19 protein-coding genes and 3 pseudogenes are annotated in these 24906 nt (G+C 69.6%); 11 read left to right on the top strand and 11 right to left on the bottom strand.

All coding sequences use genetic code 11. The features are described from left to right. Nucleotides 1–311 (bottom strand): annotated as a pseudogene (locus AB0R04_RS22900) (RNA-guided endonuclease TnpB family protein); the annotation flags it as partial. A 144-nt stretch (nucleotides 312–455) separates the two neighbouring features. On the opposite strand from AB0R04_RS22900, the gene AB0R04_RS22895 reads away from it, so the two are divergent. Then, nucleotides 456–1109, top strand: coding sequence for a hypothetical protein (locus AB0R04_RS22895; protein WP_363374015.1), 654 nt, complete (start codon nucleotides 456–458; stop codon nucleotides 1107–1109). A 115-nt stretch (nucleotides 1110–1224) separates the two neighbouring features. On the opposite strand, the gene AB0R04_RS22890 is transcribed toward AB0R04_RS22895, so the two are convergent. From AB0R04_RS22890 to AB0R04_RS22880, 3 genes are all read right to left on the bottom strand, one after another. Then, the gene (locus AB0R04_RS22890; protein WP_363374013.1) at nucleotides 1225–2526 is read right to left on the bottom strand and encodes a ParB N-terminal domain-containing protein; all 1302 of its coding nucleotides are present in this window, start codon (nucleotides 2524–2526) and stop codon (nucleotides 1225–1227) included. Continuing rightward, the gene (locus AB0R04_RS22885) at nucleotides 2526–3164 is read right to left on the bottom strand and encodes a ParA family protein (RefSeq protein ID WP_279634975.1); all 639 of its coding nucleotides are present in this window, start codon (nucleotides 3162–3164) and stop codon (nucleotides 2526–2528) included. The genes AB0R04_RS22890 and AB0R04_RS22885 overlap by 1 nt, the downstream gene beginning before the upstream one ends. A 498-nt stretch (nucleotides 3165–3662) precedes the next feature. After that, entirely contained in the window at nucleotides 3663–4520 is an 858-nt protein-coding gene (locus AB0R04_RS22880; RefSeq protein ID WP_363374009.1) for an alpha/beta hydrolase, read from the bottom strand. A 142-nt stretch (nucleotides 4521–4662) separates the two neighbouring features. On the opposite strand from AB0R04_RS22880, the gene AB0R04_RS22875 reads away from it, so the two are divergent. Beyond that, nucleotides 4663–5274 (top strand): TetR/AcrR family transcriptional regulator, encoded by a 612-nt coding sequence (locus AB0R04_RS22875; RefSeq protein WP_363374007.1) that lies wholly within the window; start codon nucleotides 4663–4665, stop codon nucleotides 5272–5274. Nucleotides 5275–5405: 131 nt separating this feature from the next. Continuing rightward, complete coding sequence (locus tag AB0R04_RS22870) at nucleotides 5406–5801, top strand: hypothetical protein (RefSeq protein WP_363374004.1); 396 nt, start codon at nucleotides 5406–5408, stop codon at nucleotides 5799–5801. Between the two features lie 283 nt (nucleotides 5802–6084). Here AB0R04_RS22870 and AB0R04_RS22865 read toward each other — a convergent pair whose 3' ends face one another. Further along, nucleotides 6085–6966: a M4 family metallopeptidase gene (locus tag AB0R04_RS22865; protein ID WP_363374001.1), complete on the bottom strand. Its 882-nt coding sequence runs from the start codon at nucleotides 6964–6966 to the stop codon at nucleotides 6085–6087. Between the two features lie 196 nt (nucleotides 6967–7162). Between AB0R04_RS22865 and AB0R04_RS22860 the strand changes: the two are divergent. After that, nucleotides 7163–7513, top strand: a pseudogene (locus AB0R04_RS22860) (MFS transporter); the annotation flags it as partial. Between the two features lie 1801 nt (nucleotides 7514–9314). Here AB0R04_RS22860 and AB0R04_RS22855 read toward each other — a convergent pair. Both AB0R04_RS22855 and AB0R04_RS22850 read right to left on the bottom strand, forming a co-directional pair. Beyond that, a pseudogene (locus AB0R04_RS22855) lies at nucleotides 9315–9633 on the bottom strand (IS5/IS1182 family transposase); the annotation flags it as partial. A gap of 761 nt (nucleotides 9634–10394) precedes the next feature. Then, nucleotides 10395–10676, bottom strand: coding sequence for a hypothetical protein (locus AB0R04_RS22850; RefSeq protein ID WP_363374000.1), 282 nt, complete (start codon nucleotides 10674–10676; stop codon nucleotides 10395–10397). Nucleotides 10677–13030: 2354 nt separating this feature from the next. On the opposite strand from AB0R04_RS22850, the gene AB0R04_RS22845 reads away from it, so the two are divergent. Next, nucleotides 13031–14536 carry a hypothetical protein gene (locus AB0R04_RS22845; RefSeq protein ID WP_363373997.1) on the top strand — a complete coding sequence of 502 codons (1506 nt, stop codon included), beginning with the start codon at nucleotides 13031–13033 and terminating at the stop codon, nucleotides 14534–14536. Nucleotides 14537–14775: 239 nt separating this feature from the next. After that, entirely contained in the window at nucleotides 14776–15324 is a 549-nt protein-coding gene (locus AB0R04_RS22840) for a hypothetical protein (protein ID WP_363373994.1), read from the top strand. Between the two features lie 80 nt (nucleotides 15325–15404). Here the strand turns inward: AB0R04_RS22840 and AB0R04_RS22835 are convergent, their stop codons facing one another. From AB0R04_RS22835 to AB0R04_RS22825, 3 genes are read right to left on the bottom strand one after another with little or no spacing between them, the layout of a single operon-like run. After that, the gene (locus AB0R04_RS22835; RefSeq protein ID WP_063352543.1) at nucleotides 15405–15809 is read right to left on the bottom strand and encodes a DUF6009 family protein; all 405 of its coding nucleotides are present in this window, start codon (nucleotides 15807–15809) and stop codon (nucleotides 15405–15407) included. Next, nucleotides 15806–17410: a phage/plasmid primase, P4 family gene (locus tag AB0R04_RS22830; RefSeq protein WP_363373991.1), complete on the bottom strand. Its 1605-nt coding sequence runs from the start codon at nucleotides 17408–17410 to the stop codon at nucleotides 15806–15808. The genes AB0R04_RS22835 and AB0R04_RS22830 overlap by 4 nt, the downstream gene beginning before the upstream one ends. Beyond that, a complete protein-coding gene (locus tag AB0R04_RS22825) occupies nucleotides 17407–18510 on the bottom strand; it encodes a bifunctional DNA primase/polymerase (RefSeq protein ID WP_363373989.1) in 1104 nt (367 codons plus the stop codon). The genes AB0R04_RS22830 and AB0R04_RS22825 overlap by 4 nt, the downstream gene beginning before the upstream one ends. A 951-nt stretch (nucleotides 18511–19461) precedes the next feature. Here AB0R04_RS22825 and AB0R04_RS22820 point away from each other — a divergent pair. The 4 genes from AB0R04_RS22820 (at nucleotide 19462) to AB0R04_RS22805 (ending at nucleotide 22047) form a co-directional block, all read left to right on the top strand. Next, a complete protein-coding gene (locus tag AB0R04_RS22820; protein WP_347878569.1) occupies nucleotides 19462–19731 on the top strand; it encodes a toxin-antitoxin system HicB family antitoxin in 270 nt (89 codons plus the stop codon). Continuing rightward, the gene (locus AB0R04_RS22815; RefSeq protein WP_363373986.1) at nucleotides 19728–20099 is read left to right on the top strand and encodes a fic family toxin-antitoxin system, toxin component; all 372 of its coding nucleotides are present in this window, start codon (nucleotides 19728–19730) and stop codon (nucleotides 20097–20099) included. The genes AB0R04_RS22820 and AB0R04_RS22815 overlap by 4 nt, the downstream gene beginning before the upstream one ends. A gap of 266 nt (nucleotides 20100–20365) precedes the next feature. Then, nucleotides 20366–21319, top strand: a complete 954-nt coding sequence (locus tag AB0R04_RS22810) for an ankyrin repeat domain-containing protein (RefSeq protein ID WP_363373984.1) — start codon at nucleotides 20366–20368, stop codon at nucleotides 21317–21319. 173 nt (nucleotides 21320–21492) lie between these two features. Then, complete coding sequence (locus AB0R04_RS22805) at nucleotides 21493–22047, top strand: hypothetical protein (protein ID WP_363374024.1); 555 nt, start codon at nucleotides 21493–21495, stop codon at nucleotides 22045–22047. A 12-nt stretch (nucleotides 22048–22059) separates the two neighbouring features. On the opposite strand, the gene AB0R04_RS22800 is transcribed toward AB0R04_RS22805, so the two are convergent. Further along, a complete protein-coding gene (locus tag AB0R04_RS22800; protein WP_363373982.1) occupies nucleotides 22060–23679 on the bottom strand; it encodes a bifunctional 3-(3-hydroxy-phenyl)propionate/3-hydroxycinnamic acid hydroxylase in 1620 nt (539 codons plus the stop codon). 130 nt (nucleotides 23680–23809) lie between these two features. Here AB0R04_RS22800 and AB0R04_RS22795 point away from each other — a divergent pair, with 130 nt between their 5' ends. Then, on the top strand, nucleotides 23810–24730 hold the full coding sequence (locus tag AB0R04_RS22795) for a LysR family transcriptional regulator (RefSeq protein ID WP_363373980.1): 921 nt from the start codon (nucleotides 23810–23812) through the stop codon (nucleotides 24728–24730). The last annotated feature ends 176 nt before the right edge of the window (nucleotides 24731–24906 follow it).

Below are 24906 nucleotides of genomic sequence, written 5' to 3'. Positions count from 1 at the left end.
CGCGGGACCTGGCGAAGTCGCGGATGGTCTGCTGCTGCGGAACGGACGCGCCCTCGCGCAGCCAGCTCATCGACTGCCGGGCCCCGGTCAGCATCTTGTCGAGCTGTGCGGGGCCGCACGTGCGTCTTCTCCGCGGCGGTCGCCTTGTTGTGGTTGTGGACCTTGCGGGACATCGCCACGGATTCGTTCCACACCCAGCGGCACTTCCCCCACTCCGCTTCGAGCAGTGCGAGGGCGGTGGCCGACACGCGGAGCCGGTAGGTGTACCGGGCGTACCCGGCCTCACCGACCGTCGCCGTCGTCGTCGTCATGAACCGCAACCTAACAGCCCCCACCGACAACAGCAGAAAACGCAGGTCAGAGCAGATACGCAGAGAACTCCGCCGCTTCACGGCTCCGGGCCGAGGACCCATTCCTCCCCGGCCTGAAGGCCGGAGCCTCCTGGGAGAAATCAGGTGACGGCTCCCGAGACGAAGATCAAGGTCGTCGACTACGGACACCGGCCGTTCGGAAAGTACGCCGAGGCACGTCGCAGCCTCCTGGAGCGCCTTGAGGATGAGAAGTCCTGCCAGGACTTCAAGGACGCCGCGCGCCTCCTGCGGGCGAACCGGAAGGCGACCAGCGTGGTGCACAGCCCGCTCATCTGGCTGATCCACGATCTCCCCGCAGGGGAGGACAGCAAGAGAGCCAGCTACCAGCTCATCAAGAGGCTTGAGCCGAGCCTGACCGAGCAACTCCTGCCCGGCCTGGCGACCTCACAGGTCAGCCAGCACGCCCGCCTGGGCGTTGCCCTGCGGGTGCTCAGCGTCGAGGAGGTTTGCGTTCTGCTGCGCTGCAAGCCGCAGAAGGCGAGAGCCCATACGGAGATCTGGCTGTCCGGGCGACTCCAGATGCGCACCCAGCACGTCGCCCGCCGCGCGGTGTGCCGCAGCCACCGGGACGCCTCCTGCACCGCCTGCCGCGGCGGTGCCCAGTGGGAGTGGGAAGAGCCGTTCCTGGCGAGCGACCTCGTACAGCACCTGCTGTCGTACCGCATGAGGTGCTATCTCCCGTACGACGGGACGCCCGTGCCGCCCGTGCCGCCCGGGACGTACGAAGCCGGACTGTGAGCGGCACCGTTCGGACGGCCGAAGAAGTCCACGCTTCCCTCCCGCAGGCACCGGCGGGGGAAGCCGATCCGGCGCCCGCCCCGTGCGAACGACGGGGCGGGCACCGGAGGACGCGTCAGCTGTTGGTCGTCAGCAGACGGTTGGCCAGGGCGTCGGCGAGGCGGTAGGCCTCGTCTGCCGAGAGGGTGCGGCAGATGGCGTCGGCGAGTTCCTCGACGTCGTGCCAGTCGACATCGCCGAGTTCCGCGGACGGCGTGGCCGACGGCTGCTCGGCCGGGGAGGCCTCGGCTCGCTGTTCCGGCATCGGGAGAGGCTCGGAATTTTCCGCGGAAAATCGCTCGGCGCTCGGAGCGGACTCCGTGCTCGAAGCAGACTCGGTGCTCGGAGCCGAAGCAGAGCTCTCCCCCGCGCCGGAACTGGCGGGCTTCGACCGGGTAGCCGAGGCCGACGGTTCCGCCGGCGACGGATCCACCGGCGACGGATCCACCGGCGACGGCGTGACGGTGGCCGTGGACGCAGCCGCGCTCACAGCCCCGGTCGCGGTCGCGCTCTCCGCAGGCCCACTCGCGGATGCGACGGGTCGCTGCGGCGCGGGCTGAGGAGTCGCCCCGTCCGCGGAGGCCTGAGCCGCCGCCGCCCGGGCTCCCAGCTTCGCCGCCCGCTTCGCCGCGACGGCATCGGCGTCGGCCTGGAGCAGCTGTTCCAACTGCTCCGTCTGCTCGGCCAGGGACATCGCCTCGATGCCCTTGACCGATCCCAGACGGCGGGCGACGTTGATGGAGACGCCCTCCTCGCCCCGCGCCTTGGCCCGCACCTGCCGCTGCAGCTCGGGGTGGAGCTTCAGCAGGTTCTTACGGTGCGAGATCCAGCTCTGGGACCAGCCCTCCGCCTCGGCGGCCTCCTTGGCGGTGGCGTACTGCGCCACGATGAGCAGGACCGCGTTGGCCTCCTCGATCGGGTCGAAGTCCTTGCGCGCCATGTTCTCGTCGAGCGCCGCGCGCAGCAGGGTCGCCTTGGAGTCCGCCACCGAGTCGTCGACGACGACGAGCAGCTGCTCGCGCCCGTACAGCGCGGCAGCGGCCCGGCGCCGGTTGCCGTTGACGATGACCACGTCCTGCGGGCCCGCAGCGAGCAGGCCCTCGTCCTCCGGCCAGAGCCGGAGGTACGCGTCCGGGGTGACGGCGAGGCAGCTCTGCAGCTGGCGGTCCTTGATGCTCGCCAGGTCCGACAGGTCGCCCAGGTCGTCGCGCGGGTTGCGCGGGTTGGGGAGGCAGTTGGCGGTGGGAACCCACCGGGCCGGAGAGTCCGGCCCCGTGGGGACCCACCGGGCCGGAGTCTCCTGGTTGCTGACCACCCCGGGGGCGTCGACGACCGGGTCGGCCGCCATCGAGGCGAAGGAAACACGACGGCCGGCCATCAGCGACCCCCGTATCCGAGCTCGAGGGACAGCCGGAAGAAGTCCTCGCGGGCCCGGTAGGCGGTGCCGCTCTCCTTGTACTGGGTGACGACCGTTCCCTCGGCCACCGCCCGGGAGTGGATCTTGTAACGCCGCAGGACCGTCTTCGCCCGCGGCCACCCCTTCGCGGCGATGTACGCCTCGGTGTCCTCCAGGTCGGCGCGGCCGTCCCGGGGGTCCCAGTTGTTGATGACGACCCGGAAGGGGATGTCCATCGGCTCGATGACCTTCTGGATCGTCCGCGCCGTCGGGTCGAAGCACAACGGCTCGGTGATCATCGGGACCAGGACGTCATCCGCTATCTCCAGAGCACTGCGCAGGATCTCCTCATCGGCCAGGGTGCCCGGCGTGTCGATGAAGATGTGCTCGTACTCGTCCTTCTCGCCGAGGACGTCGAAGGTGCACGCCGCGAGGTTCACCGTGGTCGTGGTCTTGCCGACGCCGCCCTTCTGGTTGGCGATGACGTGGACCTTGGCACCGGTGTTCTTGAGGTGGAGCAGCTGATCGGCCTGGTCGTGCGCCGCCATGAAATCGAAGGGCAGGTTGTCCCCCACCCGCTCCGCCCAGACGACGGCCGATCCCTGAGGGTCAGTGGACACGACAAGTACAGATGGCTTCATGATGTTCCGTTCTCTCCGTGGGCTTCCCGGGCCGCTTGCCCGGTACTGCGGATGCCCGCCGATCAAAGCCGGTGACGGCGGACTGGAACAGCATTCCAGATGATCAGGCCTGATGCCGACACGACCCGCGTGTCATGAAGCACAATGTCCGTTTCTCTGAGCCCCTGATTTCCGAGGACCCGCCGAATATCCCCGACGACCCGGCCCCGAATCCCGCCATCGCAAGAGGGCGTGACGCACGGGCAGCGGCATCGTGATGGCGTCGCTACCGGGATGCATTCACCTTCACCGGCCGCCCCGAACAGCCGTGCGCCCACGCGCAGCCCTGGCGTATGGAACACGGCCCTGCCGTTTCCTGACAGTTCAACAGATCACCGCATTTCGCTATCCGGCAGCGTGAGCCCTGATCAAGAAACGGCAAAGGCATCACTGCTCCGCGCAGGCCAGAAAGAAGCCCCTCCCCCGCGAGCACGGGGGTCAGTCACAGGCCGGGGTGGTGGGGCCGACGCGGGCCGTGGGGGCGTCCTCTGCGGTCTCCCCGTCCCGGTACGGCGCCAGGAACGCGGTCAGGGCGGTCAGCATCGCCTGTGGGGCCTCCTCGGCCGGGTAGTGGCCGCAGTCGGGGAGGACGAGGCCCTGCACGTCGTCGGCGGCGAGCTCCATCGTCTCGCCGACGGAGGCGCCCAGGTTCTCCGCTCCTCCGATCGCCAGGACGGGCAGGGCCAGCCGTCGAGTCCGGCGCTCCTGGTTCTGAGCGATGGTCGTGTCGAGTGCGCGGTAGAACTCGAAGCTGGCCCGCAGGGCTTCCGGGTCGGCGGCGAGGGTGTCGACGTAGTGCTGGACGGCGTAGTCGGGCAGTGCCTTCGCGGACTTCGTGGCGAACTGATGGCCGAAGTAGAGGTGTTCGCGTCCGCTGACCAACTGTTCGTTGACGTCGGTGAGGCGGTTGAAGGCGAAGTGCCAGAGGCGGTCGTTGACTTCCCGGCTGCCGAGGAGAGGCGGCGCGGGAGACAACCCCGGGATCGCGGCCTCGGCGACGGCCAGGCGGTCGGGCCGGTCAGGGTGGTCCGCGGCCAGGGCGTAACCGGTCCACATCCCGACGTCGTGGCCGACCAGGGCGAACCGCCGGTGCCCGAGCGCGTCCATCAGCGCCACCAGGTCGCGGGCGAGCGTGCCGGTGTCGTACCCGCCCGGGGGTTTGTCGGACAGTCCGACGCCGCGCGGATCGACCGCGACGACCTGGAAGTCCTGTGCCAGCGCCGGCATCAGGAGGCGCCAGGCGTACCACGTCTGGGGCCAGCCGGCGACTGGTGGCCAGCGGCTGGTCGCCAGCACGCCTTCGGGTCCGGGAACCGCCTGCCTGCACGCTAGCCATCTTGGACTGATCAGTCAAAGATGAACTGACCGATCGGTCCAAGATGCGGGTAGGCTCGCCGCAGAGACGTGGGACAGCAGAGAAGCAGGAGAGGTGCACGCCGTGTCCGGCCGGAAGCAGTTCGATATCAGCGCGGCACTGGACCAGGCCATGCAGGTGTTCTGGCAGCGCGGGTACGCCGACGCCTCACTCGATGCCCTCGGTTCGGCCACCGGCCTGGGCCGCGGCTCCCTCTACGGCGCCTTCGGCAACAAGGACGCCCTCTTCGGCCAGTGCCTCGACCGCTACGCGTCCATCTACGGCACGCAGTACGAGCAGGCGCTTGCGGCGCACCCCGGTGATCCGGTGCGCGCGGTCGAGGCGTTCTTCGGCGTCGTCCTGGACCGCATCGCCGACCCATCGGTCCCCGCCGGGTGCCTCATCGCCCAGTCCGCCGCACAGTCGCCCACGCTGAAGGAGGACAACAGCGCGCAGGTGCGCCGTCTGCTCGACGCGCAGCGCCAACGGGTGCGCACAGCACTGGCGGACTCCTCGGCCGCCCCCCGGACGCTCGACGAGCTCGCCGTGTTCGTCGTCGCCGTCAACCAGTCGCTGGCCGTACTGAGCCGGGCAGGCACCCCCGACGCCGAACTGCGCTCCGTGGCCCGGCTCGCCTGCACAACGGTGGCCGACACCCTCGCTCGGTCGGCGCCCGAGGACCTCGCCCGCGGCTGACCAGCGTGCAGGACGAATGCAACACCCCCACCATCGACTTCCCGACGCTAGGGCGGCCCGGTCACGGGCCCGGCCGCGCGGCAGGCACGGCGTCGAACTGACCGAGCTCTACCGGGCATTGGAGAAGCACCATGCACCCCTGCGCAGCGCCTGAGGCCCGGACGAGGCGGGCGGTGCGGGCGGCGTGGGCGGCCCCGGTGCTGGTCAACGTCACGCTGGGGTTCGCCGCCATGGTCCCGCTGATGTTCACGCTGGTGTTCTTCCTCAACTACCCGCTGGTCTGGCTCGGGCTCGAGCAGCGCGAACCCACCGAAAACGACGGCCCGATGGTGTGGGTGGTGGCCGGCGTCGTCGTCTGGACGGTCTTCGGCCTGCTGTGGTGGCTGGTCAACCTCGGGCTCCGCAGGCTGACCGGCCTACGGGGCCGGCGTTACTGGTGGGTGAGTGCCGGACTGCTCCTGGTACCCACGATCGTCTTCTCCCCGTTGCCCGCCGGCCCCTGGACCGTGCTGCGCTGGCTGGTCTGACCGGCCCGTCCCCGGCCACTCCCCCAACTCGCCGGTACCGTGCCTGTGCCGCGGTCGATGGCCTTGCAGGACTTCCTCAACTGACAGGGCGTCCAACGACCGTGGTCCTGGCGCGCCGCCACCCACCCCTCGGGCTGACTTGATCGTCCTCGAAGCCACCGAGGGGACCCCGGCCGAGAAAAACTCAGCGGCGCGGCGGAGGACACCGAACGGCTCGGCACGTTCGTCCGGCGGGGCCCCTGTGCTGTGGGCCCCGCCGGACGACCTGTTGGTGAGGAAGGGGTCAGAGGACGCCGACCGACTTCCAGGCGTTGTTGACGGCGTCCAGTTCGGTCCCACTGCCGTAGAGGTCCTCGGCGATGGTCGCGGTCAGTTTGGCGAAGTCGGCGAACGTGGCGTCGGCGGCGAGCTTGCCGCCGGTCGCGGCGTCGTACCAGATCCGGCCGGCCTTCTCCCAGGCGTTGCCGCCGATGGCGGTGGCCGCGAGGTAGAAGGCGTGGTTGGGGATGCCCGAGTTGATGTGCACCCCACCGTTGTCCTGGTGGAGTTTCAGTTCGACGTAACCATCCATGTGGGCAGGCTGGTTGTCCTTGCCCAGCCGGGGGCTGTTGTAGGCGGTGCCGGGTGCGGCCAGCGAGCGCAGTGCCTTGACCTTGAGGCTCGGGGAGAGCATCCCGGCGCCGAGGAGCCAGTCGGCCTGGTCGGCGCTCTGGCCGAGCGAGTACTGCTTGACGAGGGAGGCGAAGACGTCAGAGATGGACTCGGAGAGCGCCCCTGACTGATTGAAGTACCCGAGCTCCGGGTTCTGGATCTGCCGGACCACGCCGGCCGCGACGACGTCGAGGAGGTCGCGCGGACGCAGCTGGATGACCTCGCCGTCGCCGTCACCGAGAACCAGCCGCCCGCCCTCCCAGAACACGTTCGTGAACTTCTCGTCGTAATGAACGGTTGCCCGAAGTGTGCCGCCCTCGCCGTCGAGGGAGTTCCTGCCATACGCGGCGAGAAAGAAGTCGAAGCTGGTGCCGAGCGCGTCGTAGACGCTGTTGACCAGCTCGTCCGTGCTCGCGTCATCTCCCTCGGAGCGCACCAGGGTGCCCGGGAGGCTCTTCTTGTTCCTGGCATCGTAGATCTCACGGCGGACCACGGGTGTGTCTTCTGCATTCATACGATTCAGTATGATCATGGGCCGCCCCGGCTGCGGCGCTTTCAACAATTCCGAGCCGTGTCCTGAGTATTCGTGATAAACGCCGGGGCTGACTGACCCCGACCGACGGGGGCCGACCATCCCACCCGGAGAGCCCGCCGGACGGACACGTGTCCGTGCAACCTCTACGGCTTCCCCTTCCGCCCCTGACGCCTCCGCAGGCCTGCTCTTCGCCCTCTCCCTGCCGCATCTGCTGACGGTACGAATACGTCCCCTCGGAGCACGCGGCAAGGACGCTCCGCAACCCGGCAGCGCACGCACCGACCTCCTCGACGGGCCGCGATACATCCGCCGCCACGGCCTCATCGGCCCGCTCGTCGCCGCCGGAGCCGTCTGCGAGCTCGGCCTCACCGGCACCCTCAACGTCGGCATGGTGCTGCTCAACGCCGAACGCGGCTGGGAGCCTTCCGGCTACGGCTGGATCCGTGCTCGCCGGGTCACCTCCGTCGTCATGCTCACCACGGTCGGTCTCGCGCCCCTGTGCTACCCGCTGGTCGGCGCCGCCATCGCCCTGGCCTCCGTCTCGGTCCGGCACGCCGAACTTCTCGCGCAGGCAGCGGAGTTCGGCCGGTGTCCGGCACCGCACTCGCCACGGTCATGTCGCGCCCGATGGCCAGACACCTGCAACTGGCTTTCACGGCGGGCCTCGTGCGGGATGTGATGACACACCACATCACGGGCCCTTCGACCAGGTAGTGGGCAACACCGAAGACCAGTCCGCCCAGTTCAGGTGTTGCGTTCCCGACGCCTGAGCAGGACTCCCACAAAGGGCTTGCAGTTCAACCGAGTTCCGCTCGGTCGGTGAGATCTACAGATCAACTACATTGGAATGAAAGCGAGTTGGTGACCTGACTGGCTCTACGTGATCGCGGTCGTCGTGATGCAGCATCGTCCGGGCGACGGCGTGGAGCCAGGTAGCGAAGCTCGGCCAGCCGGCGAGGTAGGCCGAGTCATAGGCAGCCCTCCGAGGTGGTTGTGCCACAGGCCTGGCTCGTCGCCGTCGCGGCTGGCAAACGAGGCCCACCGCGCTCCCCACCACGGGTCGTCCTGCTGGTTCGGATCGTCGGCGTCCCAAATCCTCTCCGTGGAGTACAGGGGCCGCACGGAAGGACAGCGATGTAGGCGTCATCTCCGTCGTGGCACAGCAGCGACTCGCGCAGATCGGCCGGGATCCCGAACCCGAGCCGCTCCTCGGTGCGCCCGACGGCTTCGGGCGATGCGGCGGGCGAAGCTCGACCAGGCCGGCCGGTGCGTCCTTCGCCAGCCAGGCGTCGATGAGGTTCCAGGACTCGGTCACCGACTCACAGAGTCCCGTGACACCACGACGACGGGAGTCATCCCCGCGCACCGGGCTCCCGTCCGCGCGAGGCGTCCGGCTCTGGTGGACGACGCTCCGCCACTCCCCCAGGGCGCGTCCTGCCCTCTCCCCCACATCGGGACTCGTCGGGTCGATCACCCGACACGTCGCGAAGTCTCGACCGTCGACGTGGCTCACCTCGGCCACCGCATCCGCACCGCTCATCCGGACCGCCCCCTTTCTTGTGCATACGAACTAAATGCCGAAGGGCCCGACCACCGTCGGAAGACTACGGGTCGACATGCCCAGCACCACGTCGTCCGAAAACGGCGCCGTATCGAGATTTGTTTATTAGTTGTCTTCTGATGTCTTTTGTGTTCAGGCCCTTGAACGTGAAGTGGCCTGCGGCATGCAAATCGCCTCTGACCGCTGAGGAGTCGGCTCCCGAGGCCTCGAAGAAGCCACTCGCGCTCACACCCACGCCGGACAGGTGCCGAACATCGCGTCCGCTTCTCCTTCCGCCGGAAACCCGTCCCCGGCTCCGCCACCTCCTGGCCGGCCAGCTCGATCTCAGGCGTACCGCAGCCCGCTGCGGCAGCTTGGCAAGTTGGGCCCTCACCCGCTCCCCTTCCCCTCCGGGCCTCCGGGCCTCCGGGCCTCCGCCTCACGGTAGGCCCGGGTTCGTGGCAGCACCGAGGTACCGGCCGTCAGCGCCATCTACTTCGTCACTTCGCCGGGGAGCTGGCCTTCGCCGACGCGGATGCGATCCTCGCCATGCTGCGGGAGCTGTGCCCGCAGCTAGCTGACGGGGCTACCTGCCGGTCCAGATGCGGAGTCTGGCGTACCGGCTCGTGCTTCTGCCACGGCCGGGCGAGCCGGCACTGATGCGGAAGGCGGCACAGAGTCTGTGGTTACACGGCCCGGATTGGGACGGCATCGCGACGGGCCTGAAACCGACCCACGGCCTGAGCCACAGCCGGATCGAGGAAACCGTGGCGGCGCCGGTGAAAACCTAGGCGCGCTTGTCGTAGCGCGTCGCCACAGCCCCGGGGCCCGGGAATGCTTGAGCCGATTGACCGTGCGCTCGACCTCGTTCCGGCGCTTGTACATCTCCTTGTCGAAGCCCGGCCAATCTCCTCAGCTGCCTCGTCGCCGACGGTTGGCCCGCTGATCCTGCTTCTCCGGAATGGTGTGCTTGAATCTGGCGCCTTCGCAGGTAACGACAGTTGCGGCGGCAGTCGGGGGTGTGCGCGGATGACCATGCCGGGGCCCTTGACCCCAATGCGTTCGACGACCGGCATCAGCTGTGGCCCGCTGCCCCACTGGCCGGGTTCTCTCCGAGGTATGAGCCGTACGGTCGAGATCGGGAGGTGGCGATCCTGTCCCGGTGAGCACTTCCGAGGCCATCGGTCCGGTCGGATACGAGCTGCTGGTTCGATCGTGAAGGCAGAGACGCCGTAGAGCAGGTCAACCGGCGGACGTAGAGATGGCGAACTCGACGCCGCCGTGGATGTCCAGAGCATCGCTTTGGCCGATGGCGCATCGGCTTTTCTGCGGAAAATTCGGAGTCCCTCGACGAAGGCCCATGGATCGGCCGTCCCCGGCATCGTCCGTTGCCAGCCTCTTCCGTTGCCATTGCCGTAGGCACGATGGATGTCCGTCGAGAACTCTGGCCGGCCTTCGCGGAGAAGCTCGGAAGAGCCAGCCCGGATGGCATGGATCGGCGGCACGGAAGCCCCTTGATGAGCCGGAACCCGAACCCGAACCCGGGTCCGAGCCGTGGCTGTGCAGCACGTGAGCGTGCGCTTTCCAGTCGGCTGGTCCGGATGCTGATGCTGCTCCCCCATCGAAGCCCTCGAATTTTCTGCGGAAGATCCGTCGGCTGACTGCTAGACAGGTCAGGCTCCGATTGGCGCGAGCGCTGTGTGCCGGTTCCCAGCAAGCGGCCCCCCGCCCTCGCGACACAGGAACTGCCGACGGCTTCGACTCCCCTGCGGCCTCCTACGGGGGAGCGCCTATCACGGCAAGTGGGGGTGGTCCTCTCCCCCGCTGAGGCACGTTGTGAAAGTGATCAAGCCGATCGCCTGATACGTCACAACCCCTGGATGGCTTCGCCCAAGTCGGGACCGTAGGCAGCCCAGCAGATGACTGAGCCGTCGAAGTCGAGCTGGCCCATGTACCAGTCGTCGTCCGCTCGCACGAGACACAGGCCATGGAAGGACAGGATGACGTCGGGTCGGAGTGAGACGTAGTCCGCGCGGCCGTGCTCCTCGACCACGACCAGTCGTTCGAGAGTGAGCAGGGCGGCTTCGGAATCCCCTGATGCGGAGCGCACTCGCTCGATCGTCCAGCCGTCAGGCAGCCCATCGTTCACCGCCACATGATCGCAGCGGGGGGCGTTTCGCAGCTACTCGTATATGGCGGCGATCAACGCGGCTGCCTCGTAGCGGACAGCCAACTCGTCGCACCCCATCGCCACCGCGCACAGTGTTGCTTGAGCCCGGTCATCATCCTCACCAGAGCTGGGCGACAGCCGTCACCGGCGCCGAGCTTCTTTCGGCTATGGATCTGGTAGGTCTTCTCCAGGATGGTGCGACGGATGCCGCTCCTACACAGGTAGGCGCGGTTCGGCCGGGAGCCATAGTGCCTGTCGACGCGGGCCGTGGCAGGACGAGTGCGCGGTCATCCGCCACCGAGGCGAAGACCGACAGCGGCCTTGCCCCTGCCCGACCGCCGACGAATTTTCTGCGGAAAATCGCCGAGCCGCGACCCCCTGGCCCAGGACACAGTCGTGCTATCCGGAGCTTGCTGCACGACGACTACCCACCTGCCCACGCCGGACGCAGGAGCACCCACCGCACTGGTTCTGGTAGGCGACGCCGATGGACACTGCCACGGTGACGAACATTCATCGTGGGCCACACCCATCCAGTCCGAGGTAGACGCTCCGTTCCTCCATGCTGAATCAGTCACCTCAACAGCTCCCCCACACACGACTGAGTTTCCGTCACAACCGCAGCCAATGATGCGGCTCCGCTGGCCCGCCCCACACGGTCCGGCCGAGCAAGCCCGCAGGGTCGTTCGCCAGCCGGCCGAGTGCCGCTCTCTTCGGATCGCGGTGGACCAGGAAGCCGGACTACAGAACCGCGTCGCGAAATTTTCCGCAGAAAATTCGGGGCCTCAGAAAGGACACTGGGACGGCCTGGGGGATTGATCGACTCCCCGTGATGACGTCACACGCCGTCCGGACCCCACTCCAACAGCGCGTGTCCGCCATGCTGTGCCAACGGCAGAGAGCGTGCGAATCCATGAGGCCGATGACCGCCAGGACGCACGGCTGCTCTGCCCATCATCCGCCGCCGGGGCGAGAAGCGGCAGAAGCTTCTGCCCCACGACTGTCCTGAGCCTGGAGAATTTTCTGCGGAAAATCGCCTGCTCCGAGCTCACTGCGCGGCGATTGCCCACCGCACTGGCTCTGGTAGGCCACGACGGCGGGCGCTGCCAGGATGACGACCATCCATCCTGAACCGCGCCCGTCCAGGTCGGAACACACATCCCATTTCCTCGCCACCGAACCGGCAGCTTCGACAGTTCCCTCACACACAGCTGAGCCCCACCACAACCGCAAGCCGATACCGGGACCCTCCGTCGGAAAGGACCGACACGGTCTGCTCGGGCTCGCCCTCGGGGTCGTTCGCCAACTAGCCGAGTGCCGCTCCCTTCAGACCGCCATGGACCAGGAAGCCGGGCTGCTGAACCACGCCGCGAAATTTTCCGCAGAAAATTCGGGGGTCTCAGAGAGAACACCGGGACGACCCGGGGGACTGACAGGTTCCCCGAGATGACGTCACACGCCGTCCGGACCCCACTCCGACGGCGCGTGTCCGCCGTGCTGTGCCAACGGCAGAGCCCGCGCGAATCCATGAGACCGATGACTGCCAGGACGCACGGCTGCTCTGCTGATCATCCGCCGCCGGGTCAAGGAGCGGCAGAAGCTTCTGCCCCTTGGCTGCTGTCCTGGACATGGAGAATTTTCTGCGGAAAATCGCCTGCGCTGAGCTCACTGCGCGGCGATTGCCCGCAGGCCCGCGCCGAGGGCAGGAGCGCCCACCGCACTGGTTCTGGTAGGCGACGACGGCGGGCGTTGCCGGGATGACGACCATCCGTCCTGACCGCGCCGTCCGGGTCGAGACAGACATCCCGTTTCTTCCTCCGCCAAACCGGCCGCTTCGACAGCCCGGACTGCTGAACCGCATCTCGGAATTTTCCGCAGAAAATTCGGAGCCTCAGAGAGGACACCGGGACGGCCCGGGGGATTGATCGACTCCCCGTGACTCACTCCGGACGGCCCGCCGGATGCTCATCACCACGAGCCCCCGCCTCGCCCGCGCCGTCGAGAATGACCGCCCCAGACCGTGTCAGTCGACCTGATCCACTGCGCCCGAAGCACGACCGAAGGTCCGCCAGCGGGCCTCCGATTCCGCAGCGCCCAGTCCGAAGGCGCAGAATTTTCCGCAGAAAATTCAGCGGTGGAGAGCTGAGCCAGCGGGGGAGCGGCAGCCCGATCCAGATGACACGTCGGCCCCACTCGCTCACTGCCTCCTGAATTTTCCGCGGAAAATTCAGGAGGCAGCAATGGTCGATCAAAGTCGGCAGCTGCAGTCCGGTGGGCCGTCAGGTTCAGCGAACCCGTCGACGCGGTGCCGTACCCACTGCCACGATGTCCCGATGTCCTCATCCCATCTCGCGGAACCGTGGCTGCGAGGCGTCGCGGCCAACCGGGCTGCGCCGTCCGAGGTTCTGCTGCGTCTACTGGCCCCGCAGGGGCGCGCGGCCTGGACGGCCCTCTGCCAGGAACGTGCCCTTCCCCCAGAGGTCGTCGAGGCGGTGCTCGCACACCCTGAGCAGACGGTCCGCCGCGCCTTCGCGCGTAACCGGCACGCCGCTCCCGAACAGCGCGGCCGGCTGGTCGACGACCCCGATGCCTTCGTCCGCGCGAGCCTTGCCGCAGGTCCGCGTCCGCGCCTGAGCAGGGCCGAGCCGTTGCCCGACGACGTCCTGGAAATCCTGCTGACCACCCGCGACGAACACCACGGGGACCAGGTGCTCAGCGCAGACGAGATCCGGCAGGAGCTGGCGTTCTCCGGGCAGATCCGTGCATCGTTCCACCGCAGGATGCTCGACCACCCGAACCCCGTACTTCGGGCCCAGGCCGCCAGCCTGTGGCTGTGGCTGACTCCTGGCCAACGCGACGCGCTCCTGGCCGACCCGGATCCCACCGTCGCGGAGGCCGCCCGTGACCACCGCCGGATCCTGGACCCGGCGGCGATGGAAGCGGAGCTGCCGGAACGCGACTGCCACGCCCGGAATCTTCTGCTCATCAATTACGCCGTCTCCCAGGCCGTAGCCGAGCAGTGCCTCGCCGAACGGCGCGACCTGTGGTCGCTTGCCCGCAACCCCCACACGCCCGGCGACATCGTCGCCCGCCTCGCCCACGACCTCGATCCGAACGTGCGCAAGCAGGTGGCCGCCAGAGCCGACCTGGACCCGCCACTCCTGGCGGAACTGGCCCAGGACCCGGACAGCGCCGTACGGGCCCGGGCCCAGCTGCACCCACTGCCGCGGACCTGGCCGCAGCGCGCCGCCATCGACCGGGTCTTCGGCCACGCCGTCGAGAACGTCGGTGCTGTCGGCGAGATGTTCGTCGAGCCGGGGACGAGCTGGTACGAGGCGTGCGCCGCGTCCGCGGATCCTCAGCTGCGCCGAGTCGCCGCGACCTGCCCCCTGCTGTCGGCGGAGCTGGTGCACCGTCTGGCCGAGGACCCTGACGCGGACGTGCGCCATCTGTTGGCCTTCAACCACCCGCTGGCACCGCCCGCACTCGTTCTCGACGCCTTCATCGCCGCACCGCGCCAGCGGCCCTACCTGCTCACGCTGCCCCGTCTACCCCGCACCGGCCTGGACCACCTGCTCGACCACGACGACCCGGACGTCCGCGCTCTGGCCGCGTCCGACGCCGGCCTGGCCCAGCCGCCCGTCCACCTGCTCGCCGACCCCGAACCCAGCGTCCGTCAAGCCGCGGCAGCCAATCCGCGCCTTCCCCTCGACCTGGTCTCGGCTCTGCTGAACGACCCGGAGCACGCGGAAGGAGCCGCAGCCAACCCGAGTCTGGCCACTGACCGCCTCCACGAGTTGCTCGACCTCTGCGAACTGCCCGGAGCCGCAACCCGGTGAGGCCCGGCGGCCGCGAGGTTTCAGCGACCGCTCCCGATGCTCATGAGGCGAAGTAACAGGATCGCGGCAGCGTCCGAACTACGTGCTGTCGCCTTAGGCGAACGTGTGGGTGGCGAGCGAACTGGCGTGTCCGTGACCAGGTCCGTAGCCGGGGGCGGTGGCCCGGGGGCGCCCGGCTAGGCTGAAGCGGCACGTCAACGGCCGTGGGAGGCCGGGGACGGTCCTGAACGAGGGGGAGCATGAGCGAGCTCGACGACCTGCGGATGCGCCTGGCGGCACTGGAGACGGAGGTCGACCGGCTTCGGAAGGAGTCCGCCGCGTCGCGCACGGGGGCGGCGATGGCCGGCCGGGGCGGTGCGAAGGCAGCGAGAGCCGCGAAGGCACATACGTCGCCGCGCGGCCGCGCCCAGGTGGAGGACGAGACCAGCACGGGGGAGAGGCCGGGGGAGAGGGAGGCCGAGACTGGTCAGGCAATGACCTGTCTCGCCGAGGCGCTCGGTGTCCTGGGCGCCGGCCGGGTCCGCCAGGTCGAGGTCCCGCAGACCCAAGTCCTCCGGGCCCGAGTCCTCCAGAGCGAAACCCTACGGATCCAAACGCCGCAGGCCGAAACGCTGCGAGCCGAAAAGCCGCAGGCCGAAGGCCGGCAGACCGAGGTTCCTCAGACCCTCACCCCGGCCCTGGAGCCCGAGGAGCGCACGCCCCCGCAGCACGGCCGGTTCCTGGACAGCCTCCTGGCGGGGCAGTCGGCACTCTTCGAGGAGCAGCGCCGCCCGGGCGCCGAGCCGTAACCGCCGGATCCGGACGAGCAACAGCAGCTGCCGTCTGATCAAAAAACGGCGTGGGTGCGAGTGCACCCACGCCGATACGGTCACGCCTTCGGAAGCGTTATCCCCAGTTCGAGCATCGCCGGCGAGGCCGGGCCGCCTTCGGAGCGCTCGGTCTTGTACCCCTTGACGCCGGGGGCGACGGTACGCGGGTCGACGGCCTCGGAGGGGGCTCCGGTGGAGTAGAGGCCCTCGGGGTCCTGGTCGCGGTCGTGCGGCAGGAGCCAGAAGACGCGGCGGCGGAAGGTGCCGGAGGCCCGGGAGGATCTGGCGTCGGGGCCGAGGATGGCGTAGCCGACCATGCGGCCGTCGCGGTGGTAGGCGGGGCGGCCGCGGCGGGTGGTGAGGCGGTCCAGGGACTGGCGCACGTAGTCGAGGTCGGTGGTGTCCTCAAGCCAGACGAGATCGGTTTCGTGGGCGAGCTCGGCCGGGTCGATCAGCGCGCTCACGCGTTCTGCTCCTCTGTGTCGTCGGTGATCAGGCCGATGCCCGGGTAGTACTTGCGACTGTTGGACAGGACCATCTCCTTGGGGGAGGTCATACCCAGTGTCTCGCGAACTCGTGCAGCGAACGCACGACCGGATACGGGATTGGCGCCTTCGAAGCCGCACCAGCGGGTGTACGCGCCGAAGAGCTGGGACTGTTCGGCGCGCATGCCCTCGCCTGTGATGCAGGCCTCCTTGAGGAAGCGGCCGACGTGGTCCTCGGTCTCGGCGTAGGCGGTGGTGGCGACCTGGACGCGCTGGGGGCCGGCGAGGTCCTTCTCGCCGGCGAAGTAGCGGCGGGCGCCGTCGATGAGCCAGGCGAGGATGCCGGGGCCCTCCTCGGCGACGAGGACGTGGGCCAGGTTGTCGATCTTACGTTCCTCGGGGACGACTCGTTCGAACGGGATCAGGCGCATGCGGCGCCAGAAGGCGAAGCCGCCGGTGCCGACCTCGGGGCGGTGGTTGCCGAGCAGCCAGAGCTTGTGGGTCGGTTCGAAGGAGAAGAAGTCCTGGCGCATCCGGCGGGCCTTGATCTTGTCGCCGCCGGTGAGGAGCTTGACCCTGGCCTCGTCGAAGCGGTCGCCGGGCTTGAGCTCGGAGCAGACGATGATGCGCCGGCCATGGAGTTCGGCGAGGTCGGTGGGGTGCCCGTCGAAGGTCTTGGCCATCAGGAAGCCGGGCGGGGCGGCGTCCGCGTAGTCGCCGAGGAGCTGGATCATGACGTCCAGCAGGACGCTCTTGCCGTTCTTGCCCTGGCCGTAGAGGAACGGCATGACCTGGGCGCCGACGTCGCCGCTGATCGAGTAGCCGAGCAGCAGGTGGAGGAAGTCCCGGGTCTGCCGGCCTTCCTTGTCGTCGCCGAAGGTGTCGGTGAGGAAGCGGTCCCAGCGCGGGGTCCGCATCCGGGCGGGGGCCAGGGTGGTGGAGCGGGAGTGGTGATGGACCTTCGGGTCAGGCGGGACGATGGCGCCGGTGCGCAGGTCGACCACGCCGCCGGGGGTGCACAGGGCGTAGGCGTCGGCGTCCAGCAGGGCGGCGTTGAGGACCATGCCCGGGGCGGACTTGGCCTGGGCGAGCATGGCGTTCATGCCCGAGGTCGAGAGAGCCCGGCGGCGGTGCCGACGCAGATCGGTGTTGGTGTAGACGCCACGGGGATCGTGGGTGGCGATGCTCTCGGCCATCTCGCCGGCTGCCCACAGGACGGTGTCGTCCTCGTCGAGCTGCCAGCGATGTGCCGCCCAGCGGTACCAGCCGAGCCCGGGGACGTGGCGGTAGTCGCCTCCGTAGAGGTGGACGAAGAGCTTGGCGTTGCCCCGGTCGGACAGGGAGTCGGGCAGGAGGCCGTGCGCGCTCGCCTCCGGCCCGGCCGGGGCCTGCTTGGTCTCCTGAACAGGCTCGGGGGCCGGCGCGGGTTCGGCGGACGGGGTGTCGAGAAGGCTCTCCTGGACGGGGGTGCCGTGCCAGGGGGGCGGGGAGGCTGGGCCGGGGACCGGCGGGTACTCCAGGATCTGCTGGGCCGTGGCCACGGGATCGAAGACCGTCCTCTTGCGGGTGCTGTCGTTCATCCGCGTGCCTTCCCGACGTGCAGGGGCTGTCGGGCGCCGGCGGCGAGGCCGGAGCGGATGACGGCGGAGCTTTGCCTGTCCTGGCTGGGGCGGGCGGTGCGGGCCGCGTCCAGCAGGAGCCGCTCGGCGGCGGTGTGGGTCAGGTGACCGGCGGAGACCAGGCCTCCCATCGTGTAGGCGGCGCGATTGAGTTTGCCGGTGAAACCGGCCCCCTCGGGGGTGGTGGCACAGTCGGTGACGTCCTGGAGGACGGTGTCGAGGACTCGCTCGGCCCCGCGCTTGCCGCCGCCTGCCGCGACGACGGCCGCGCGGCCACGGTCGGGGACGGACGGCTGGGCGGCGCGCTGGTTGCTGGGCTGGTCCTTGAGGTGTCCGGTGCGAACCAGTTCGTCGCTGAGCCACTGGGGCAGGGGCGCGGGGGTCCTTGCCCCGGGGAGCGCGGTGTAGGTACCGGCGGTGGTCACGGTGCCGGGGGCGACGATGTAGCCGCCGTGGGCGCGCACGTCGACCTGCCAGGCCAGGGCCCGGCCGTTGGAGGAGCCGGTGGAGCAGGCGAACCGGCGGGGGGCGTCCTCCTGGTACCAGATGTGCAGACCACCGGAGGGGGTGCGCAGGCGCAGGGTTTCCGTGTCGGTCGCCGGGTCAGGAGCCTGGCGCAGGGCCGCGAGCAGAGCAAGGGTGTGGTAGCCGTTCTCAAGGCCGTCGAGGTTGACGTTCTCGTGGATCGGGATTCCGGGCAGAATCCGGTCCCGGGCGGGGACGGTGCTGGGGTGGCTGTCGACGTCGATGACGACGAGACCTGCCGGACCACAGGCGACCCCGGTACCGAAGTCCGGGTTGACGCGCCACCAGGCGGTGAGGATGTCCTGGTCGAGAGTGGCCGCGTGGAAGCCGTGGCACCAGCGACCGGCCGCAGGGCACGGGCAGTCGGCGGGATTGTGGGCCTGCTCCTGGCAGGGCTGGCAGTTGGCGGGCGGGGTCTTGCGACCGGGCGCGAGGGGATGGACGGGCCAACCCTGGACGGCGCACCAGCGCGCGACAGCCAGCGCATCCGGCTGGCGAAACGCTCGGTCGCTCCCCACGGCCTTAGGCGCCGTCACGCTGGTCCCTCTCCCCATGGTTGGTAGCTGCTCGGACTTGAGTCGCTCGTTCAGTCGCTGAAGGCGAAAAGCCAGGTCAGGGCACTGGTGGGCGCCGGATCAGCGACTGAAGCGACCGAAGTCCAGAAGATAGCTCACACAGACTATCCGAGCGAGGACGTGGGAACGCGAACTGCCGGAGTCAGCGGCGAAACTCAGCTACCGAAACCCGGGCCAGCGACCGACCCCGTTCAGTCGCTGGTTTCGGTCTTCCGGCATTTTCGCAGGTCAAAGCCGGTTTTAACAGCAAACAGCGACTGAAGCGACTGTAGCCCGGGTCTATAACGCGCACACGCACAGGGGAATGTCTTCATATACCTGACCTTGAGTCGCTTCGGTCGCTGACGGGGTGGGTGAACCTGCTCTGACCTGGGATTTTTCCCAGCGACTGAACCCCAGCGACTGAAAGCGACTGAGTCTCTCGGGCACTGTCCCCCGGCGTGTCGCCGGACCAGGTTCTCGTGGAAGTCCCCAACTTGGGTCGCTTGGGTCGCTTCAGTAGCTCCGCCTCAGCGCCGGGAGAGTCGCTTTGCTGCTCTGACCTGGGACTATTTCCGCAGGCGCGATCAGTGACTGAACACTTCCAGCCCTGAGTCGCTGAGTCGCTTCGGTCGCCGCTGCCCTCCGAGGACAGCGGCGTTGCCCTGCTGTCCCGGTACGCACGGCCTTTTTTGTGGCACCGGATCCGGGTCAGTCGATGGAGGCCCGAGCCGGCGGAGAGCCCGTAGCCCCAGGACGTGACCCGGCAGGGCAGCTACTGAAGCGACCCAAGCGACCGAGACTCCGACTTGGTCGAGAAAGCAACGGGCGGAGGCCCCGTCGGCCATCGGCCGCGTTTGGTCGCTGAGGACGTGCCGAAACCCGCCGGGTGGTCTGTGGTGCCCGACACGCCGTCCTCAAACTTGTAGCGGGGTGTACCCCGAACTACGATTCGCCGTTATGAAGCAGCTGAACGTGCGACTGGACGACGCCGTGCACGAGGCGCTGGAGCAGCGGGCGGAGGCCGCCGGGCTGAGCCTGACGGACTATGCGCGCAAGGTGCTGGCGGAGGAGGCGGACGAGCGGCGCGAACGGTTCCTGACTGCCGCGGCGCACTTCGCGCCGACGTGGGCGCCTGCGTTCGAGGCCGAGTTCGGGCCCTACCCGCAGAGCACCCGCGGCGCCGCGGCGGACGCTGCGTGATCCTCCGGATAGACCGGGCGTGGCTGCTTGACATCGCCCACCAGTTCCTGCCCGCCGATCCGGACGTCACCGACTACGGCACCCTCGCCGCCGCGGTCGCCCGTCACCTCGACGAGGTCTTGGACGTGCCGGTGTACGGCGAGGTGCACCAGCGGGCCGCCGCTCTCATGCACCAGCTGATCCGCGTCCCGGCCCTGGAATTCGCCAACGAGCACTTCGCCGCCGTCGTGGCCGCCTCCTACCTCAGCGCCTCCGGCGTCATCGTCACCGCGGAGCCCAAGCAGGCCGCCGACCTGGCCGCCCGCATCCGCGCCGGGGACGCGGACGTCCGTGAGACGGCGGCCGCCGTCCGCACCTGGTACCGCTGACCTCGGTCGACGACAGGTCAGCCGGCATCTGGAAGGCGCCGGGCTCCCAGCACAGTCCTGCGGTCCTGCGGTTCCGGAGCACGACGGTCGGGCAGCCGGGGGAGACCCCCGCGGCGCTGTCCGGTGACGAGTGGCGGTCACCGAGGGCACAGCCCCAGCAGCTACCGAAGGCACCGGACAGCGACTGTCAGACCGGCATGCCATCGTGTGTGGACGGGCGGCGCTCACGGAGAGCCGCGCTGACGACGAACGAACGGGGGGCCACGATGACGGGCTGGGACGGTGTGACCTGGAACAGCTGGCGGGACCACGACGACATCCGTACGCGGCTCGACGCAGGAGCCGACCCGGACCTGTGGGGCGGGAGTCGCCGCCCCCTGAACCAGGCTGCGGGTTTCGGCTCGCCCGAGGTGGTGGCCGAACTGACGCGCCGGGTGTCGGACGTGGACGCGCTGGAGAACGGGACGACGGCCCTGTGGGAGGCCGTCATGGAGAACCGGCCGGACAACGCCCGGGCCCTCGTGGCCGCAGGCGCCGACCCGTGGCGGCCCCAGCTCGGCGGCTGGTCGCCCGGCCGCATCGCCCTGGCCGGGCCGGCCCCTGACCTGTTCCCCGTGCCCGACGGACAAGCCGGCCTGACAGCGACCGAACAGGCCACCGTCCAGCGCGGGCGGCACCTCGTCCAGGCCCTGGGCCGTTTCTTCTTCGAGGGCACCGGCCTCGCCTGCATCGCCGCCATCGACGCCGCCGAAGCGGTCCGCCGGCTGGACGCCACTCCGTTGGACGAGGAGTTCATGGAGGACTTCCTCGACGACCCGAACGAGTACGACATGGACGAGGGCCTGCTCATCGCCGGTGTCACGACCGTGCCCGGCGGATGCATCGTCACCCAGCCCTGGGGCTACACGCCGTCCACCCCGGGCGCGATGGCCCGACTGACCGCCGGCACGGTCGGCTACGGCCTGTACGCCAACCCCAAGAGCGGCAACCAGGGCAGCATCGTCCGCGACGGCACCGTCGAAGCCTGGGACCTCCACCCCGGTGGCGCCCCCCTCCCGAACCACACCCCTGACGAGGTCCTGACCGGCTACCTCTACCACCACCACGCCGTCGCCCAGGCCTGCGCCTTCGCGGGCCTGCGCCCCGCCGACGCCCGCGCCGTCACCGGCCCCGCCGACAGCTGGATACGACTGCCCGACGTCGACTACTGGGAGCGGTGAGGGCACTGATCCGCCCGTAGGCCCGGGCTCGGCTGGGCGGGTGGCGTCCGAGGGCTCACCGGTGTGGTGACAAGCCGTGGCGGTAGGCGGTGGCGGGAGGCTGGTGCCCCGTTGGCGGACGAGGAGAGCCTGTGAGTGGGCACAGCCCTGGAGGTGACCGCGGCCCCGTGTCCATGGGCACGGGCGGGGGACGGACGGCCGGTGATGCCGGTGTGCTGGGGACGGCGCTCGGCGTGGTGCTGGCGTTCTCGCTCGCGCAGGGGTCATGGCAGTGGTTCTCCACCTATCTCGGGGTGACGCTGCTCGCGGTGGTCCTGTCGTTCGGCCGTGCGCCGCTGCCGGCGCCGGGTCGACGGGCTGCCTACGGGCGGAGCCTGGTGGCGTACTCGCTGGTCGTGGGGCTGTGCGTGGCGCTGGCGCTGGCTCCGGCACTTCAGCGCTGGGACTGGCTGTTCCCCATGCCGGGGACGCGCAGCGGGTGCGTCGAGGCCGGCCGCTACGAGGTCCTGCGGACGCAGGCCGCGCTGGGGGACCTGGCCGGGCGTGCCGGTGACGCGTTGGGGTACGTGCAGCGGGAGCAGAGCCGCCAGGCCGTCGACGTCTGCCTGGCGGCGACGACGACGCGTTGGCTACCGGTGTACGCGCTGGGGGCGGCCCTGCTGGTGGGCGCGGGTTCGTGGGCGTGGGCGCGGTTCCGGGCACGGAGTACGGCGGCGGGGTCTGGCTGAGCCGGTTCGCGCTCAGGTGCCGGGGGTGAGGAGGGCCAGTAGCTGGTTCGCCACCGTGCCCGCGTCCGGCCCGGCCGCGTAGACGTAGTTGTCGGGGCGCACGGCGGCAGCGGTGGCGCCGAGGTCGGACAGCCAGCGACGGTGGGTGCCGTCCGGGTCGGCGACAACGGTTCCGGCAGCTCCTGGGGCGGCGGTGCCTGGGGCGGCAGCTCCTGGGGCGGCGGTGCCTGTGGCGGTGGGGCCGAAGCCGACGACCGTGACGCCCAGGTCGTTGAGCGGGGCCCGGTTCAGCAGGGGAAGGGCCTGCTCGGCGACCAGCAGCCGGAAGCCTCCGCCGACGATGTCGTCGAGCAGGCCCGTCCGCCGGCCGTCGCTCACCCGGCCCTGGACCGACAGTCGGCCTCCGCCGGAGGCGAACAGGCCGGGACCGAGGTCGGGCAGCCGGATCCGGTCCGGCTCCCGGAGCGCGCGTCGGTGGACTATCAGCGTGCGGTCGCGTTCGCGGGCGAGCACCGGGTCCCGCAGGGTGTGCTGGCGGCCGAGTTCCATGCTCGTGGCCGTCACACCGCGCACGTGCGGCTCCCGCTCGCTCTGGTAGGTGTCGAGCACCTCGGCGCCCCGGACTCCGCGCAGCACGAGATCCAGCTTGAAGGCGATGTTGAGTGCGTCCCGTATCCCGGAGCAGAGTCCTTGTCCCAGGAAAGGCGGCATCTGGTGTGCGGCGTCTCCCGCGAGCAGGACCCGGCCGTCCCGCCAGCGCCTCGCGATCAGCGACTGGAAGGTGTAGGTGGCGGTACGGGCGATGTCGGCGTCGTCGCGGGACAGGTAGCGGTCCACGCGGGACCACACACCGTCCGCCGCACGTTCCCGCCCGAAGTCGTCGTCATCGTCGAGCAGGAAGCAGAACCGCTGGCGTTCGGCACCGGTGGTGATGACGGTGGTCGGTCCCTCGGGATCGCCGATCTGCAGCATCGACGGCAGTCCCAGGTCGGCCGCGGGGCGCCGGAGGGTGAAGTCGCAGACCAGCCAGGGTTCGGAGAAGCCGAGGTCGTCCTGCTCGACGCCGAGGGCGTTCCGCACGAAGCTGTTCCCGCCGTCGCAGCCGATCACGTAGCGCGCCGCGAAGGTCGCACCGTCCGACGTGTTCAGGGTGACCTGGTCACGGTCCTGGGACAGGCCGGTGACCGTCGTGCCGAAACGGAGGTCGACGTTCGGCATCGAGGTGCACAGCGAGTGCAGCGCCGTCTCCAGGTCGGGCTGGTGGAACTGGTAGAGGTCGGCCCAACCGCTGGCGCCGACATTGCGGAACACCTGCCGGATGAGGAGGTCACCCGCCCCGTTGCGCCACTCGTACGCGTCCTGTGTGCGCAGGGTGGGCGCCAGTTCGTCGACGAGTCCGAGCCCTTGCAGCGCGCGCATGATCTCGCCGTCGAAGCTGGCGGCCCGCGGGAGCCCGTACAGGCCGGGGTAGCGTTCGAGCACCACGACCGAGTGCCCGGCCTTGCTCAGCAGGGCCGCGAGCGTCATGCCGACCGGCCCGCAGCCGACTACGGCGATTTCGGCGGATGCGGTGGATGCGGTGGATTCACTAGGGGACGGCGTCCGGTTCTCAGGGTGCCTGGTGTTCGGCATGTCCGCAGCTCCTCGTGGATGGGACGGAGGGTGTGGTGGCCACGACGTCAGTTTCGAACGCCCCTGACACGATGTCTAATGCATGCTTTGCACAGGGAGTTTGCGTCAGACGCAAACGAAGGGGGCGTCCGTGGCCGACCAGTTGGACCTCAACCTCTTACGCGTGTTCGACGCGTTGATGGACACCGGCAGCGTGTCCGCGGCCGCGACGCGCCTTCATCTGTCCATTCCGGCGACCAGCAGGGCGCTGGGCCGGCTGCGACGGGCGATGAACGACCAGATCCTGGTGCGCGCCGGCCGGGGCCTCGTGCCCACCCCGTTCGCCCAGCGGTCGGCCGCCAGGGTCAAGGCGCTGCTGGAGGCCGCGGCCGAACTCCGGGTGGATGCTGCGGGAAGCGACCCGCGATCGTGGCGGCGCACCTTCGCCATCCGGGTCAACGACGGACTCAGCTCCGTCCTCGCACCCCGCCTCACGCACCGGATCGCCGCCGAGGCACCCGAGGTCCGCCTGCGGTTCGTCGCCCAGGACTCCAAGGAACCCGACCGGCTACGCGACGGCTCGCTCGACCTCGACATCGGCGTCGCCGACCCGCCCCCTCCGGACGTGCGCGCGCGAACGCTGTTCTCCGACCACTTCGTCGCCGTGGTGGCGGCGAACTCCGCCCTGGGCCAGGCAGCACGGCTGACGGTGGACGACCTGTGCGCCCACCCGCACATCTCCGCCTCCCGCCGAGGCCTCGCGCACGGGCCGCTGGACGAGGCACTTCACCGCCTGGGCCGCTCCCGGCACGTCGTCGCCGTGGTCCCCTCCTTCGCGGTGGCAGCCCTGATGGCGCTGGAGGGAGACGTCATCTGCCTCGGCCCCCGGGTGGTGGCGGAGCACCTCGTCGAACGACAGGTGCCCCTCCGGTGGTACCAGGTGCCGCTGGAGATGCCGGCGGCCGACATCGAACTGCGCTGGCACCGCCGACTCGACGACGATCCCGCGTCCCGGTGGCTCCGTCGCCACGTGCTGGAGGCCGTCCGACCGCTTGCCGCCACGCTGCGCTGAACCGGACGTGAGAACCGCCGGGATTACTCGCCACCGCACCCGCCAACGCCCGTCCCACGGGCAATGCGTCTGCTCAGCAGCGTGTTCCCGCTCAACGAGGCCGGGGTGCACCGCAGTTCGCGTCGCCGCCCGGAGACCACCGCATCGTCCTGGCCGTCAACGAACGGCTGTGACCA

It is taken from the genome of Kitasatospora sp. NPDC056731, assembly GCF_040687675.1.
Classification (GTDB): Bacteria; Actinomycetota; Actinomycetes; order Streptomycetales; family Streptomycetaceae; genus Kitasatospora.
This window is presented reverse-complemented; position numbering and strand designations above follow the sequence as displayed.